We start from the raw sequence: 17,058 nt of genomic DNA, 5'->3' as shown, positions 1-17,058 counted from the left end.
ATTAATTTTGACTAAAAATCATCTTAAAAAAAGCTCCCTCATTTATTGCGGAGTTATATTCTAATGCTCCTTCCATTAAATGAACATATCGTTTCACAATATTCAATCCAAGTCCTGTTCCTGGTATATTTCCAGTATTGTGTGCCCTAAAAAATGGTTCGAACAGATTAATTTGCTCTTCGACAGGAATACCAATACCATTATCTCGGACTGTAATCGTACAATTATTACCTTCGATCATTGTATTAAATTCAATGAACGTATCTTCCCCAGAATATTTGATCGCATTTGAGATCAAATTTATTACTGAATTTTTTATCAAGTTGACATCTAGCATAAAGATCCCAACCTCTCCTGTATGTTGATAGACAATATGTTGATTCTTCTTGCAAATTAATTGCATTTCTTCTGTAATCTCTTCTGCTAATTCGACTAGATTAATCGATTGCTTATCTACTGTAACAACACCTGCTTCTAGTTTTTCCAATGAAAGAAAATCATTTAAAATACTTGTCAATAATTTTACGGAGTTTTTGATCTTATTCGTGTGTTTGATCACACTGGTAAAATCAGGTTTCTCAATATACTTATCGATTAATGATGCAGATAATTGAACTGAACTCAAAGGAGTTCTGAATTCGTGTGAAGCCATCGAAACAAATCGTGATTTTAATTGTCCAAGTTCTTTTTCTTTTTCCAAAGATTTAGAGACTTCTGACTTTGCTTTTTCCAATTCTGAAACAAGTGTGATCAGATCTTTCGTTCTTTCACTTACCTTTTTTTCCAATTCGACAGCATGTTGCCTCAATTGATCTTCCGCGGCCTTCTCTCTCGTGAGATCATGAATAAACCCGGTAAAGATATTTTTGTCTCTATACCAAACCTCACTTACAGCCAATCGAAAAGGAAATGTTGATCCATCTTTTTTCTTTCCTAAAACCTCTCGCCCAATTCCTATAATTTTTTTCTTTCCTGTCTTTTTATAATTATCAATGTAACTATCATGTCGACTATGATCTGGATCAGGCATCAACATCGAAATGTTATTTCCAATCACTTCTTCAGGAGCATAACCAAATAAATTGGAGGCAGCAGGATTAATTGACTCGACATATCCACGATTATCAATCGTAATAATTCCATCAATAGCATGATCAATAATCGCTTCTAAAAGCTTTGCTGTCTCCATATTTTATTTGACTAATTTTTTATATTTGATTCGATGTGGCGTGACATCTCCAAGTCGTTTCTTTCTATTTTCTTCATACTCGGAATAGTTGCCTTCAAAAAAGTAAACTTGAGAATCACCTTCAAAGGCCAAGATATGTGTACAAATACGATCTAGAAACCATCTATCGTGCGAGATGACGACAGCACATCCTCCAAAATTCTCTAATCCTTCTTCCAAAGCACGTAACGTATTCACATCAATATCATTGGTTGGCTCATCCAGCAACAATACGTTTGAACTTTTCTTTAGTGTAATAGCTAAGTGCACACGATTACGCTCCCCTCCTGATAAAACTCCAACTTTCTTTTGTTGGTCAGCACCATTAAAGTTGAATTTAGAGACATAAGCTCTCGAGTTAGAAGAACGATTACCCAGCATAATATTATCATTTCCTTCTGTAATATTTTCCCAAACTGATTTCTCCGGATCCAGATCATCATGGTTTTGATCGACATATCCTAAAACAACTGTTTCTCCTACTTTAAAAGTACCTGTATCCGGTTGCTCTTGCCCAGTAATCAGACGGAATAAAGTCGTTTTACCTGCTCCGTTGGGACCAATGATGCCCACAATACCTGCTGGAGGAAGTGAAAAACTTAGATTTTCAAATAAAATACGATCTCCATAAGATTTTGAAATCTGATTAGCTTCAATTACCACATTTCCTAAACGAGGTCCTGGTGGAATGAATAATTCTAATTTTTCTTCCCGATCTTTCGTTTCCTCTGAAGCTAATTTCTCATAATTATGCAAACGAGCCTTTGATTTGGCATGTCTAGCTTTTGGAGCCATGCGTACCCATTCCAATTCACGTTCTAATGTTTTTTGGCGTTTAGATTCTGTTTTCTCTTCTTGCGCAAGGCGTTTTGCTTTTTGATCTAACCAAGAGGAATAATTCCCTTTCCATGGAATACCTTCTCCACGGTCCAATTCCAAAATCCACCCCGCCACATTATCTAAGAAATAACGATCGTGGGTAACTGCAATCACCGTTCCTTTGTATTGTTTTAAATGTTGTTCTAACCAATCGATAGATTCCGCATCCAAGTGGTTGGTCGGCTCATCTAATAGTAATACATCTGGTTCTTGCAATAAAAGACGACACATGGCTACACGACGACGTTCTCCTCCTGACAAATTGGCAATTTTTGCATCCGGTTCAGGACATCTTAACGCATCCATGGCACGTTCTAATTTGGAATCAATTTCCCAAGCATTTGTCGCATCAATAATATCTTGCAACTCACCTTGTCTTGCGAGCAGTTTATCCATCTCATCTGCATTCTCGTATACTTCTGGCAATCCAAATTTTTCATTGATGGCTTCGTATTCTTGTAGAATAGCTGTTATTTCTGCTACACCCTCTTGTACAATTTGGAGAACAGTTTTTTCGGGGTCTAATATCGGTTCTTGCGCTAAATAACCTACAGAATAACCTGGAGAAAAAACTACTTCCCCTTGAAAGGATTTATCTAAACCAGCAATTATTTTCAATAATGATGATTTTCCAGAACCATTGAGACCGATTACACCAATCTTTGCTCCATAGAAAAAAGACAGATAAATATTTTTTAAAACTTGTTTTTGAGGCGGATAAATTTTGTTGACACCCGCCATTGAAAAGATTATTTTTTCGTCTGACATACTATCTATTATACTTTGTTTTTGGGATAAATAAACACAAATGTAAAGTTTTATACTGACATTTTGATCGATTTTGTAGCATGGCTTAATTGTTGATAAATATTACGAAAAGATTAAGAATTGATAAACTAAATTCATTACATTTATAGTATTCTTAGTCATTAAAAGAAAGGTAAATTACATGGAAGCAAAATTTTCACCGCGCGTAAAAGATGTCATATCGTACAGTAGAGAAGAGGCTTTGAGATTGCGTCACGATTATATTGGCACAGAACATTTGTTGTTAGGTTTAATTCGTGAGGGTGATGGGATGGCAATAAAAATCCTAAAAAATATTGGGATTGATACTGCTGCTTTGCGCCAATCTGTAGAGGAAGCTGTAAAAAGTTCAGCTGTATCTCGCGCTCCTATTGGCAATATGCCATTGACTAAACAAGCAGAAAAAGTACTTAAAATCACATATTTAGAAGCGAAGATTTTTAAAAGTGAAATCATAGGAACAGAACACTTATTGTTAGCAATTTTGAGGGATGAAGATAATATCGCTTCTCAAATCTTACAACAATATCAAGTGAGTTATGATGTCTTCAAGGCAGAGGTAGAACAAAATAAAACGACTATTCGTGATGAGGCTCCAGGGTCATCTACAGGTGATGATGATTATCCTGAAGAAGAGCAATTTATTCAACCGAAGAAAGTATCGGACATCAAATCTAAGACTCCGGTTTTAGATAACTTTGGCCGTGATTTAACAAAGGCTGCGGAGGAAGGTCGTCTGGATCCGATCGTGGGGCGCGAGAAAGAAATTGAGCGTGTGTCTCAGATTCTATCGCGTCGTAAGAAAAATAATCCTTTGTTGATCGGTGAACCTGGTGTTGGTAAGTCGGCTATTGCAGAGGGACTAGCGTTACGGATTGTGCAACGTAAAGTATCACGTGTTTTATTTAACAAGCGTGTTGTTACGTTAGATTTAGCATCATTAGTTGCTGGTACAAAATACCGTGGTCAGTTTGAAGAACGTATGAAAGCGGTGATGAATGAGTTGGAGAAATCTCCAGATGTTATTTTATTCATCGATGAAATTCATACGATTGTTGGTGCTGGTGGAGCTTCAGGTTCACTAGATGCATCTAATATGTTCAAACCGGCTTTAGCAAGAGGAGAAATTCAATGTATAGGGGCAACCACATTAGATGAATATCGTCAATATATTGAAAAAGATGGTGCTTTAGATCGTCGTTTCCAACGCGTGACTATAGAGCCTGCGACATATGATGAGAGTATCGAGATTTTGAATCGTATCAAAGAAAAATACGAAGAACATCATAATGTTAATTATACTCCTGAAGCTATTGAAGCATGTGTAAGCTTAACAACTCGTTATATCACGGATCGTTTCTTACCTGATAAGGCAATTGATGCATTGGATGAGGCTGGTTCTCGTGTGCATCTAACAAACATTCATGTTCCTCAAACCATTATTGATATCGAAGAGAAAATCGAAGAGATCAAATTAGAGAAGAATCGTGTTGTTCGCAGTCAGAAATATGAAGAAGCGGCTAAACTTCGTGATACAGAGAAGAAACTTTTGGAAGAGCTGGATCGTGAAAAAATTGCTTGGGAAGAAGAGACAAAAGCGAAACGTTATGTCGTAACAGAAGATAATGTTGCAGAAGTCGTTTCGATGATGACAGGTATTCCTGTACAACGGGTTAACCAAACAGATAGCCAAAAGCTATTGAATATGGGAGATCTAATGAAAAACAGAATCATCGGTCAAGATGATGCTGTACAAAAATTAGTGAAAGCTATTCAACGTACGCGTGCAGGATTAAAAGACCCGAAAAAACCAATTGGTTCTTTCATATTCTTAGGTCCTACTGGTGTTGGTAAAACAGAATTGGCAAAAGAGTTAGCACGTTTTATGTTTGACTCTGATGATGCATTGATTCAAATCGACATGAGTGAGTATATGGAGAAATTTGCCATCTCACGCTTAGTGGGAGCGCCTCCAGGATATGTGGGTTATGAAGAAGGTGGACAATTAACCGAGAAAGTTCGTCGTAAACCTTATGCTGTCATCTTACTGGATGAAATTGAAAAAGCGCATCCTGATGTTTTCAACTTATTGTTGCAAGTATTAGATGAAGGACAATTAACAGATAGCTTAGGTCGTAAAGTTGATTTTAGAAATACCATCATCATAATGACTTCGAATATCGGTGCTCGTCAATTAAAAGAATTTGGTCAAGGTGTTGGTTTTAATACTGCAGCGAAAACAACGCAAGCGGATACACATTCCAGAACGGTGATTGAGACAGCGTTGAAACGTGCTTTCGCTCCTGAGTTCTTAAATCGTATTGATGATGTCATTGTATTCAACTCATTATCGAAAGAGAATATCTTCAAAATCATTGATATTGAATTAAAATCTCTTTTCGGTCGAATTACAGATTTAGGTTACAGCATCGAATTGACAGATACTGCTAAAGATTTTATTGCAGAGAAAGGATATGACACTAATTTTGGAGCACGTCCATTAAAACGGGCGATTCAAAAATATTTAGAAGATCCTATTGCTGAAGAAATCTTGAAAGGTGATGTTAAATCTGGAGATCGTCTAAAAGTGGATTTAAATCCAGAAACCAAAGAAATAGAGGTCATTGCGGATCGGTCAGAAAGACCAATCGAACCTGCTGATAAAAAAGAAGATTAATAGTTTTTTTACTTTTTTTATAAAATGCACCATTCGTGGTGCATTTTTTGTTTATTATTTGTACACAAATGTTAAACTTTTACGTTTATAAGGTGTCTAACAAGAAACAACTCAAAAATTAGCAATATGAAAAGACTTTTATTAGCCCTATTAATAGGTAGTGCAACCTTAACTTCCTTCAGTTCTTGCACGAAAGAATATGTAACTCCTGTCTCGAAGACGATGGTTTATGAAAGAACTGCAAATCAATGGAAGGCAAATTCTTCAAAAGATAAATATGTAGACTTAGATGTACCTGAGTTGAGTAATTATTATGTTGACCAAGGTGTGGTAACATTAGCAATGAGTTTTGATAATGAACAAACTTATAATGCTTTACCAGCAACCATTGATGGTGTATCTTACAACTACGATTATACAACTGGTTCTGTAAGAATCTATGCACAAGATCCTATTTTTGAAAATGGAACAACTATTAATGTACCTAATCATGTTTTCGTTAAAGTTACTTTAACTGAGGCTGATTTCGTACAGTAAATAGCATTGCGATAACGAAAAATGCCTCATAAAAGAGGCATTTCTTGTTTTATAGCATATTATGATAACTCATCTTCTTTAAATATCCAAGCGATTTCCATCTGGTTTAAGTGTTCGTTCCTTCAACGGTCACTTAAATCCATCGTTAGTTTGTACTAGAAATAAAAAGAGAGTAAGAAACTAATATCTTGAAATACTATCTTGGCATGAAAAGCTCCATCTGCTGCGTTAACTTAGAAATCCAAAAAGGCAGAACCTAGTTTATATATTAAGGACAGCAGATTAATTGAGTCAAAGCCAGAGAGTATTTAGGGCAGAACCCATTATCACGATTTTAGCCACTCAATTTGGAGCATAAATTATTACTTTATGCAAGTATATGGAATAGATCTGTCAAAAGACAAGTTTGATGTAAACTTTATTGACGTAGACGGAAAACAAAAGAACAAAGTAGTGAAAAACGTATTATCAGGTATATCGAACTTTCTATCGACAATACGTTCGGACGCGGTGCTATGTGCAGAAAACACTGGAACTTACGGCGACTTATTAGTGTTTTTGTGCAACCAATACGATATTTCCATCGCATTGGTTCCAGGCTATACGCTCAAACATAGCCTTGGTTTGATGAAAGGGAAATCTGACCCAATTGACGCTAGAGGGTTAAGAGAATATGGGGAGCGTTTCTATGACAGGTTATCTTTTAAGGAATATCAAAATGAAAACATCCTGGAGCTAAAGCAGCTGTATACTCTTCGTAGTCAAATGGTCAAAGCCCGAAAAGAATTACAGACGGGAGCCCATTCAAAAGGGCTAATGCCCATGCAAAGTATAGTGTCAAACACTTTGTTGCAGAAAGCATTAGATACACTAGATGCTCAGATCACCAGGGCAGAAAATGAAATGTATACCATCATTAAGAATGATGCCGAGTTGGAACAAAACTATCTTCTTGCTACTTCTGTCAAAGGAATTGGACCTGTGATCGCTACCGATCTGATCATAAAAACAGGGAATTTCCAAGTGATTGATACAGCGAGAAAGGTGGCCTCTTATGCAGGTGTGTGTCCATTCCCGAACGCTTCTGGCAACATGATGGGTAAATCCAAGACAAGTTCCTTCGCCGATAAAGACCTTAAATGCTTACTGTATATGGGGGCAAAATCAGCTATTAAACATAATAAGGAATATAACCTATATTATCAGCACAAGAAGCTGGAGGGGAAACATCATTACTTAATCATGAACAATGTCATGAACAAATTATTGAGAACGATTTACAGCGTAGTGATCAGCAAGACAATATACAGTCCTGAGTACTTATGTATTGATCCAAGAGAAAAAAATAACATGGGAAGCTCCAGAAAAAGTGAAAAAAAACTTGTTTTTTATTAGAGTATATATAAAACCAAAGACTCTGTCTGGGAATAATGGTACATAAATTCTGGTCTGGAGACCTTGGTTTAAAAGAGAATTTAAGTGACCCTTCGGAACACTTAAACTAGAGAGGGCATTTTTTGTTTAATATACGTGCAGAATATGGTACTGTCTCTTCAATATAAAGAAATGTTCAATATCCAAAAATTTTTCCCATCTGGTTTAAGTGTTCGTTTTTTCAACGGCCACTTAAATCCATATAAAAACAAAGACTCCGTCTGGGAATAGAGCAGTACCGATGAAATAAAAACCATCTTACCATCCCATTACTCCTTTTTTCTTTATTTCAACTATCAAACAATAAAACGCTATTCTACAATGTTTAACAAAGCTTTTGCATGTTCTAATGCAGCAGGAGTTGGTTTGGCTCCACTCAACATCTGTGCAATTTCTTTGATCCGCTCTTCTTGGTTTAAAAGGACAATATTAGATTTCGTTTTATCTCCTTCATCAATTTTATACACTTTAAAATGGGCGAATCCTTTTGAGGCTATTTGTGGTAAATGAGAAATGGCAATTACTTGCATATTATGCGACAAACGTTCCATGATTTCGCCTACTTTTAAGGCTACTTCACCCGAAATACCCGTATCAATTTCATCAAAGATAATGGTAGGTAAGGCAGAGCTTTCTGCTACCAATGATTTAATGGCCAGCATAACACGCGACAACTCTCCTCCTGATGCAACCTTGTGGATGGCTTGCAATTCTTGCCCTTTATTTGCAGAAAATAAGAATTGGATACTATTCATCCCATTTTCCTTAAATTCGTTATCTGGTAAATCTTGTAAGGCAATTTCCAGTTTAGCATTGGGCATTCCCACTTCAGCTAAAACGGATACTACATGTTTTTCAATCTGAGGTAGTGCTTTCTTACGCAATGTTGTTAATTCTTTTCCTATGTTAACGGTGTTTTGATACGTTTCTGCTAATTCTTGCTCAAGTACTATTATGCGCTCGTCTTGGGAACTGACATCCATTAATTTTTGCTCTAATGCTTCTTGAATAGCCAATAGTTCTTCTACTGTATCGACATGATGCTTTTTTTGGAGATTATAGATCAAACTTAATCGTTCATTGATCAATGTTAGTTTTCCTTGATCTAAGTTTGTTTCTTGTTCCAAATGGCTGACTTCTGCAGCAATATCCTTTGTTTCGATCCAAACACTTCGAAGTCGATTTGTTAACTCTGGTAATGCGGTTAAGTAGGGAGAGACGGTATCCAAGTGTCCTAATGATTCTTTCAACTGCAATACCACATTTTGTTCCTGCTCTTCCAGGATATGAAGAGCTGCCACTAAGCCTCTTTTTATCTCTTCGGCATTTTCTAATTGTTGTTGTTCCGCTTCTAGTTCCTTTTGTTCATCAGGCAACAGTTGTGCTTGATGGAGTTCATCAAATTGAAACTGATTGAAATCAGCCTCAGCATGCGCTTGCTTCGCGAGTTCTTTTATTTTTTTTAATTCACTTTTTACTTTTCTGTAGCTTAGAAAAGAAATTAAATAGTTCTCTTTTAAGGATGAGGCTTTAGCGACATTATCGACGACCAAGAATTGAAATTCTTCGGTATTGATCTGTAATGTTGCATGTTGGGAATGAATATCAATCAGCTTTTCTCCCAAACTTTTGAGAATAGCTAATGTGACTGGAGAATCATTTACAAATGCACGTGATTTTCCATCTACACTAATTTCACGCCGAATAATTGTTTCTTTCTCATAATCTAAATCATGATCTTGAAAAAACTTCTTTAAATCATATGCTTCGATTTGAAACAACCCTTCAATGCTACATTTTTTATCTTGATTGAAAAAGTACTTTCCTTCAATTCTACTTCCTAAAATAAGAGATAATGCGCCCATGATAATGGACTTTCCAGCACCAGTTTCCCCAGTGATCATATTTAATCCCTTATCAAACTGAATGGATAACTCGTCAATTAATGCGTAATTCTTAATATCTAATCTCGCTAACATGCTTTATATACGTCTATTTTTACTTTAATGTATCTCATCAAGCTCCTTATCTTCCTGTTGAAAGTAGTATTTACTGTGCAACAATCCTATGATTTCATCTTGACTTTCTATCCCATATAGCATCCTATTGTAATTGAATAAGCGCGCTAAAATATGGTTTTATAGCAATACACCAGCACTAAGATAAAGACAAAAAAGCACAATTACTATGATGACTAAACAGCTATTCACATTCGTAAATTAAATTCGAAAATATTTTTGTGGAATATCAAGATTTCCTGCATCCCTGTCTAAATTTATCAAAGGAACATTATGAATATATCAAAGATTTCATTCACTATTGGAGGTATACTAATCACTAGTAGTTTATTTGCGCAAAGCTCTAAAGTCATTAAAACAGAATTAAAAGAGGTTATACTCTACACCAATTCTGCTGAACTCAATCATCACGCGACGGTTAACCTACCCACTGGATCAAGTGAACTTGTCTTTACACATGTCGCAAATAACATTGATGAGAACAGTATACAGATCGGAAGCTCTCCTGCTGTAACGGTTATGTCGGTAAGATCAGCCGTAAACTATATTGATAGTGATGTCAAAAGCGATGCTTTTGTAAAAGCTGAAAGTTATTATAATCGGGAATCTCTTACACTGAAAACTTTTCAAAATCAAAAAGCGACTGAGGAAAGTATCTTGAAGTTGTTGGAAAATAATCAAAAAATCGCAGGAATCAACGGCAGTACCACAGTTGATGAGCTTTCCAAAATGGCGAACTATTATAAAGCCAAGTATCTGGAAGTGAAAAGTAATATCACTGCATTGGATGATAAAATAATTGTTCAACAAGGTATTGTAAATAAAGCAAAGATTCAATTGGATGAAGTGCGAGGACAGACTACAGGTTCTGGAGGGCAATTAATCGTACAGGTCATGAACAATCAGGTGGGCAACCAACCTTTTGATATTACGTATACCTCTTCTCAGGCATCATGGTATGCGTCTTACGATCTTCGGACTGCTACGATCACCTCTCCTCTCGAAATCCTATATAAGGCAAATGTAACACAAGCAACAGGAATCGATTGGAAACAAGTTCATCTTACCTTGGCAACAGGTAATCCTTCTCAATTTGGAATCGCACCAATTTTGAACCCTTGGCAACTCTATTATAACCAAGATAACCCGATGCTGATGGATCGTAAAGAAGAGGTTGGGTATGCTTTAGATGAAGCCGCTGTAAAAGGAAAGAAAAGCACACTTATACGTGGGATAAGCAGTATTAATAACTATACCCAACAGACCGAAAATCAACTCAATACAACATTTGACATTGCTATTCCTTATGACATTGCTTCCAACGGTAAACCACACGCTGTATCTTTGAAGGAATATGAGCATCCAGCAAGCTATAGCTATTTAACTGTACCTAGATTAGATCCAAATGTTTACTTAATGGCAGAGTTAACAGATTATGAGAAGCTCAATCTCATGCCTGGAACCGCACATGTGATGTTTGAAAATATGTTGGTCGGTACCACCGTTATTGATCCAAATGCTACTGTTGACACCCTTAAATTGAGTATGGGGAAAGACAAGATGATTAGTATTAAGCGGGATAAAATCAATGATCTGTCCCAAACCAAGATACTGGGCAGTAGCAAAAAACAAAGTTTGGTTTATGAGATTACGATCAAAAACAATAAGAAAAGCAATGTGACAATCTCTTTGCAAGATCAAATACCAGTCTCTACGGACAAATCGATGGAAATTACATTAGATGAGCATGATGGAGCAGACATATTACAGGAAACAGGTATACTCAAATGGCAGGTAGATGTGCCTGCTGGTACGACCAAAAAAATACGGTTTGGTTATTCCATCAAATATCCAAAGGATAAGCAAGTCAATATCTACTAAAAATATTGTTGATAAGACAAGAAAACTGCTGTAGGCAAACAGCGGTTTTCTTTTTTAATTTCTTCATCTAATAAGATCAATCATAATAAAAAAAGTTATGTTTGTATTATGCAAGATTACAGTGGCACATTGCGAAAATATATGCCTGAAGCGGCTGCTCCCATTATCTCCAGATGGATTAATGATACAGGATGTTTATTCAAAATAGCAAAATCTCGTAGCACTAAATTAGGAGATTACCGGGCTCCCTTTCGTGGAGCAGGACATCGGATATCCGTTAACCATGACCTCAACCCTTTTTCTTTTTTGATTACTACTATTCATGAATTTGCACATCTACAAACTTGGCAACAGTTTAAACATCGTGTGAAACCTCATGGTACAGAATGGAAAAATAATTTTAAAATTTTGATGGATCCTTTTTTAAAGCTTCATATTTTTCCGTCTGAAATTACTCTTGCGGTCATCAAATATTTAGAAAACCCTGCTGCCTCTAGTTGTACCGATCTGAACCTATTTCGTACCTTAAAAAGTTTTGATAAGCAGTCTGAACAAATTTTTACGGTTGAAATGTTATCGGATAAAGATCATTTTAGATTAAAGAATGGACGTATTTTTCAGAAACAGGAGAAAATAAGAAAACGTTATAAGTGTCTTGAGCTTCGTACCAACAGGATGTACCTGTTCAGTCCCATTGCAGAAGTTGACCCGATAGAAATAAATAAAAAGGAGTTGTAAATGGAAAGAAAAATCGGAATTTAAAGAAATAGGCGAAAAGCGTTAGTTATTTTATACTTTTGTAATCAAAGAATTAATTAAAGAAGAAAAAGAAATTATGTTACACTTACATTCAACATTAGCAATTATCTTATTGTTAGCTCTGTTAGTTTCAATCATCATTACCTTTGTGAATTTCTCAGGTAACAAACCTTATAACAGAAAGATTGCTTTATTAGGTTTTATTGCCTCACATTTACAACTATTAATTGGATTGATTTTATTCTTCGTATTGAAATATCCATCTATGATTTCAGGTGCTATTATGAAGGATGCCACCATGCGTTTCAAAATCATTGAACATCCTCTTACGATGATTATTGCAATTGTTTTGATTACGATCGGTTATTCTAAAGCTAAAAAATTGACTGACGCTAAACAAGCAAATAAAACAGTATTGATTTTTTATATTCTTGGATTGATCTTAATCTTATCACGTCTTCCTTGGTCTACGTGGTCCATATTAGCTTAGTTATTCATTAAAAAATAAAAAGAAGAAGCTATCTCTACTCGTGGAGATAGCTTCTTCTTTTTATCGTATATCAATGGATCAAATGGAATTGTTGGGAGGATACTTTTAAACATACAATTTCATTACACGATATAGGAAGAATTTAGTTGAGATCAGACGAGAAAGACCTGTATAAATCATACAATCTTTAACGCTTTTTCTCATTTTTGATAGAAAATATAGCTATCTGAGAGAAGAGCATCCAATAGATCTTCTGTCTTCTTCAATCATTAATGGATTTTATCTGAGCTTAAAATCCATGATTGTACCAATACAGCTGATTATTCTTGTAAATCATACTCCTGAGCCGCAGATGAAGTGAGGATGAAGCAGGGATAAAGCATATGCTAGGCGTTGTAAAAGCGTTTCCTCGAGCAGAACCATCATAGCAGATGATTTGCACAGATAAATTGTAGGTTAAGCCTGTTGACTCGATACACGTGTATCTTGATGGCTATCTGTAGTACGCCTATAGAATGAGTCTAGAACAACTGTCAATCAACTGTTTTTTAAGTAGGTTTCAGTTATTGTTCAAGTTGGTTCTGAAAGTGTTTCAAAACTGACTTGACTATACTTTGATTGGGGAAAGAGTTTTACTTGCCTTGTTTTTGAAGATATATGGAATGGATACCTGACAACTATCACAGGTCGGGTAAGACACAACTGTAGATGTATCGTAGTATGTACGGATCAGTATCGAACATCGTTGGCACTTCTATGGACTTTAAAGGACTTCTATGGACTTCCAAGGACTTTTGATTGTAAGATACTGAAGGATTTAGCTGTCGGAAGGTACAAAACCGGATCATACGGAATTGTTAGGAAATATTTGGATAATTATCCCATCAGTGCCCATCTTTTAGAGCTTTTCTTTCAGTTGGATGGTAAACTGTATGCTTAAAAGTATTCCCCAACAATTCCGTATGATCCATATCCATCCTCCGTAAACAATTCTTACTTAAGTGCTAATTTATGTCATAAAAAAAACGTCAACTTTTTAGTGTTGACGTTTTCTATATATTTTTGGATCGATTTATTTATTTTTTCCGAATCCTAAGATTCCAAAAACTGTTCTAAATGCAATAATAGATGCTACTACAAGACAGATATTTGCGATTGTTGAAAACAAGGATACATGTTGATCAAAGTTTCTGCAAACATCTGGTACAAATCTAATGAATACTCCTATAAGACCCAAAACGATAGCTACGACTAAAGTTTTGTAATAATGAGTCTGATTTGCGTTATTATCAGTCTTTTTTGGTTCTCTATGTTGTACTGTTTCTGCCATTTCGATTTTATTTTTGTAGCACAAAGGTACAAAATATTCATAGTTTCAAAAATAAAATAACAAAAACATTTATAAATTATACAGGCTATCTATTTTATAAAGAGCTAGAAAATGTCTAAAATTGTACTGAAAACAATTTTTAATGAACAAGTTATTATTTTTCCTCCTACTCATTCCATTTTTGGGGAATGCTCAAACGCAAAAAATTGAAAATTTTGTCGTTAAAGAAAATCTGTCCCGTAACGGAAAGCTTGCGATTATTGCGGTAGATTCGATGGAAAAAACAAACGAAAATATCAATGGTATCTATAAGTTCAGTATCAATGGATTTACGCAAGACTTAAAATTTCATGATGGAATTGCGGTTCCCAACGATAAAATTGAATCGTCTACATTTGTGTTTTTTAAACACAAAAATCAAGATCATTCAAAAGGTCGTTTATTTTACATTTACAAATCTGATAAAGGGTTGTCGACCTTTGCGATTAGTGGATTGATGTTTTTAATTATTCCTGCTGTTATTTTATTGATTGCCTATGCTTTCAAGAAATTATTACTAACGGCAATTGTACTTGTTATTGGGTTCTTTTTCTTCAATCACTGGCAAGGTTTGGATGTAACATCCATTATTGAATCTATTTTTGCAAGTTTAAAAAATCTGATTTTTTAAAATGGTAAACCAATACCAAAATTGTATTGGATAAAATTATAGCGATCAGGCTTATGTGTCTGATAATATTGATCCTTAAATTCTTTGGCGTTAAAGAAATGTTGCAATACCCACTGATCACTTCCTGTGAATTGAGGATCTTTTACTTTTAATCCTGCATCTAATCGGATGATAAAATAATCGGAATCGAACCGTAGCCCAAAACCAGTTCCTATGGCAATTTGATTTAAAAATTTATCAAATTTAAATTCTCCTCCTGGATTTAGTTCATTCTCTTTTAGTCTCCAAACATTACCAAAATCGACAAAAGTAGCTCCATTCATCTTTGCTCCTAAGAAACTATTCAATATTCGGAACCGATATTCCGCATTTCCTTCTATTTTAATTTCTCCTAATTGATCCAAATTTCTTAGGTTCAACCGAAGGTCTTCTTGTACGCTCTCACGATTATAACTTCCTGGCCCCAATGTTCTCGCTTGCCAAGCGCGCATACCATTCATCCCTCCTCCATAAAAACTTTTTTCAAAAATCATGAGACTTGAATTGTTTCCATAAGGAATCGCTATTCCAGGATTGATCCGAAATACAAATTGTCTGTTTCCTCCCAAATTACGATATAAACGATAATCTAATTCTGTTTTGGCATATTGCAAATAGGGTACTCCAAACACCTTTTTTTCGCCATCATCATTTTTATCGAATTTAATTGCCTGACTCAGCAAAGCTAAAATATTACCACTTAGATCGACAGAACCTTTGAAATAATTAAAGTTCTCTTTTTTTGTTAATTTCTTGGCATTGTATGTAAATGCATATTGTGACCCAAATCCAAAATATTCACGATTGTTACTTCTCACGTACAATAAATAGCCTTGTTCGATTAGACTTTGCGCAAAGTTTTCATTTAAACGTCCTTGTCTATATTCTAACACAATGGGTGTGAAACTGTGAAACTTATTTTCAGATTCGTGCCAGGAGTAATTCAAAGTATTAATAAAATAACGATTGGAATAGGTGGCATCTTGATTAAAAATCTGTAGACTACTTGAAAATGTCGTCTTGGGTAATCCGTACTGCCCACTGTTATTGACATTAAATGGTGCCATCAATCGAGGTACAATTAAATTTACACCAATTTGAAAATCATTATTAAAAATTTTATTGGAAAGACCTCCGCTTAGCCTGGGATCAAACAGGATACCATATCGTAATTTTACTTCCAATAATTCAGCTCCTCCAAAAATATTCCGATGCGAAAATGTATTACCAATATTGAATCCGCTCATTCCTGAACTAAACGTAAACTCTCCTTCGATTTGATTGCCCATTAATGGTCTTGGCACCATTTCATAATAGGCGTCTAATGTATTGGAATCTGTTTTTTGATAGTGAATTTTAACACTTCTAAATCCATTCATCTCATACAAACGATCGTAGGAAATATTTTCTTTAGCGAGATTATAAGGATTACCAGATTTGATATACAGATAGCGCGTCAAGGGTTTCAACCGAAAGTTATTCGTTTCATCTGTAAAATGAATATGTGCTATACTATCGTAGGATTTTTGAATTTCCTTTTTAAGGGTTCCAAAATTCTTAATAGTGACAAAGACCTGATCAATTTTATACAATTGATGTCGTGTAGAATCATTTGGGTTTTCGACTTGAATATCGAGATTCAGTTGATGATTTTTTGAGGATGAGTCTACCCCTACACGCATATATTGGCGGATATAATCAAAATAGCCATTATTTCTCATCGCTAAATAAAGATTTTCTCTTTCTTTGATCAGATCAGCAGCATCATATTGAGCTCCGGGTTTAACTGCACTTAGTGGCTTTACTTTCTGTTCATATAAGCGAGCAACAGTAGTATCCGCAAAGCTGTATTTGATGTTACTCCTAGCATACGGCTCCCCTTGTACCGTATTGAACGTAACTGTTGCTCGTTGATTTTTAACCGTAATCTCTGGTTGTACCTGTGCATCAAAATAGCCTTTTGTAAATAAGAATCTTTTTACTTGGTTTGCCGACAAATCAACTAGACTCGAGTCCAATAAATGAGGGGGTTCACCAACATTTCTGATGTTACGTTTTTTGTATTGTCCGTTTTTCGTATTGAATAGATTATAAACAAATAAATTAACCCTGGAATTTGGTTTAATATCATTAGAGATATAAAGAGAAGCTGCTTCTTTCAACTCTGGTTTTATACCCTGAAGATCCACATGCGCTACTAGGGTTTGATCTTCGTCCAAAAAGCGTGCTGAACGGCAAGATGTGAAAATTAGCAACAAAAGCGCTATACTTGTAAAAGCTAAAAAGCGTAGATTATTTATCATTAAAAA

General features: G+C 35.3%; 12 protein-coding genes. 7 read left to right on the top strand and 5 right to left on the bottom strand.

Annotation, left to right across the window (positions count from 1 at the left end; translation table 11 throughout):
• Window position 1: 1 nt before the first annotated feature.
• Window positions 2–1,189, bottom strand: coding sequence for a PAS domain-containing sensor histidine kinase (locus LZQ00_RS01980; RefSeq protein ID WP_234511478.1), 1,188 nt, complete (start codon window positions 1,187–1,189; stop codon window positions 2–4).
• A gap of 3 nt (window positions 1,190–1,192) precedes the next feature.
• Window positions 1,193–2,875, bottom strand: coding sequence for an energy-dependent translational throttle protein EttA (gene ettA, locus LZQ00_RS01975; RefSeq protein WP_234511476.1), 1,683 nt, complete (start codon window positions 2,873–2,875; stop codon window positions 1,193–1,195).
• Window positions 2,876–3,056: 181 nt separating this feature from the next.
• Between ettA and LZQ00_RS01970 the strand changes: the two genes are divergently transcribed.
• From LZQ00_RS01970 to LZQ00_RS01960, 3 genes are all read left to right on the top strand, one after another.
• Complete coding sequence (locus LZQ00_RS01970) at window positions 3,057–5,591, top strand: ATP-dependent Clp protease ATP-binding subunit (protein ID WP_234511474.1); 2,535 nt, start codon at window positions 3,057–3,059, stop codon at window positions 5,589–5,591.
• Between the two features lie 126 nt (window positions 5,592–5,717).
• Complete coding sequence (locus LZQ00_RS01965) at window positions 5,718–6,128, top strand: hypothetical protein (protein ID WP_234511473.1); 411 nt, start codon at window positions 5,718–5,720, stop codon at window positions 6,126–6,128.
• Window positions 6,129–6,497: 369 nt separating this feature from the next.
• On the top strand, window positions 6,498–7,523 hold the full coding sequence (locus LZQ00_RS01960; RefSeq protein WP_234511472.1) for an IS110 family transposase: 1,026 nt from the start codon (window positions 6,498–6,500) through the stop codon (window positions 7,521–7,523).
• A gap of 350 nt (window positions 7,524–7,873) precedes the next feature.
• On the opposite strand, the gene recN is transcribed toward LZQ00_RS01960, so the two are convergent.
• Window positions 7,874–9,541: a DNA repair protein RecN gene (recN, locus tag LZQ00_RS01955; protein WP_234511471.1), complete on the bottom strand. Its 1,668-nt coding sequence runs from the start codon at window positions 9,539–9,541 to the stop codon at window positions 7,874–7,876.
• Window positions 9,542–9,853: 312 nt separating this feature from the next.
• On the opposite strand from recN, the gene LZQ00_RS01950 reads away from it, so the two are divergent.
• The 3 genes from LZQ00_RS01950 to LZQ00_RS01940 all read left to right on the top strand — a co-directional run bounded on the left by LZQ00_RS01950 (window position 9,854) and on the right by LZQ00_RS01940 (window position 12,710).
• Complete coding sequence (locus LZQ00_RS01950) at window positions 9,854–11,461, top strand: DUF4139 domain-containing protein (RefSeq protein ID WP_234511469.1); 1,608 nt, start codon at window positions 9,854–9,856, stop codon at window positions 11,459–11,461.
• 108 nt (window positions 11,462–11,569) lie between these two features.
• Window positions 11,570–12,199 carry a sprT domain-containing protein gene (locus LZQ00_RS01945; protein ID WP_234511468.1) on the top strand — a complete coding sequence of 210 codons (630 nt, stop codon included), beginning with the start codon at window positions 11,570–11,572 and terminating at the stop codon, window positions 12,197–12,199.
• A 97-nt stretch (window positions 12,200–12,296) separates the two neighbouring features.
• Window positions 12,297–12,710 (top strand): hypothetical protein, encoded by a 414-nt coding sequence (locus tag LZQ00_RS01940; RefSeq protein WP_234511466.1) that lies wholly within the window; start codon window positions 12,297–12,299, stop codon window positions 12,708–12,710.
• A gap of 1,072 nt (window positions 12,711–13,782) precedes the next feature.
• Here the strand turns inward: LZQ00_RS01940 and LZQ00_RS01935 are convergent.
• The gene (locus LZQ00_RS01935) at window positions 13,783–14,040 is read right to left on the bottom strand and encodes a hypothetical protein (protein ID WP_234511464.1); all 258 of its coding nucleotides are present in this window, start codon (window positions 14,038–14,040) and stop codon (window positions 13,783–13,785) included.
• 142 nt (window positions 14,041–14,182) lie between these two features.
• Here LZQ00_RS01935 and LZQ00_RS01930 point away from each other — a divergent pair, with 142 nt between their 5' ends.
• On the top strand, window positions 14,183–14,710 hold the full coding sequence (locus LZQ00_RS01930) for a hypothetical protein (RefSeq protein WP_234511463.1): 528 nt from the start codon (window positions 14,183–14,185) through the stop codon (window positions 14,708–14,710).
• Here LZQ00_RS01930 and LZQ00_RS01925 read toward each other — a convergent pair.
• Window positions 14,707–17,052, bottom strand: a complete 2,346-nt coding sequence (locus tag LZQ00_RS01925) for a BamA/TamA family outer membrane protein (protein ID WP_234511461.1) — start codon at window positions 17,050–17,052, stop codon at window positions 14,707–14,709. The two genes, LZQ00_RS01930 and LZQ00_RS01925, sit on opposite strands and share 4 nt — an antisense overlap.
• Window positions 17,053–17,058 lie beyond the last annotated feature (6 nt).

Origin of the sequence: Sphingobacterium sp. SRCM116780 (assembly GCF_021442025.1) — a bacterium.
Classification (GTDB): domain Bacteria; phylum Bacteroidota; class Bacteroidia; order Sphingobacteriales; family Sphingobacteriaceae; genus Sphingobacterium.
This window is presented reverse-complemented; position numbering and strand designations above follow the sequence as displayed.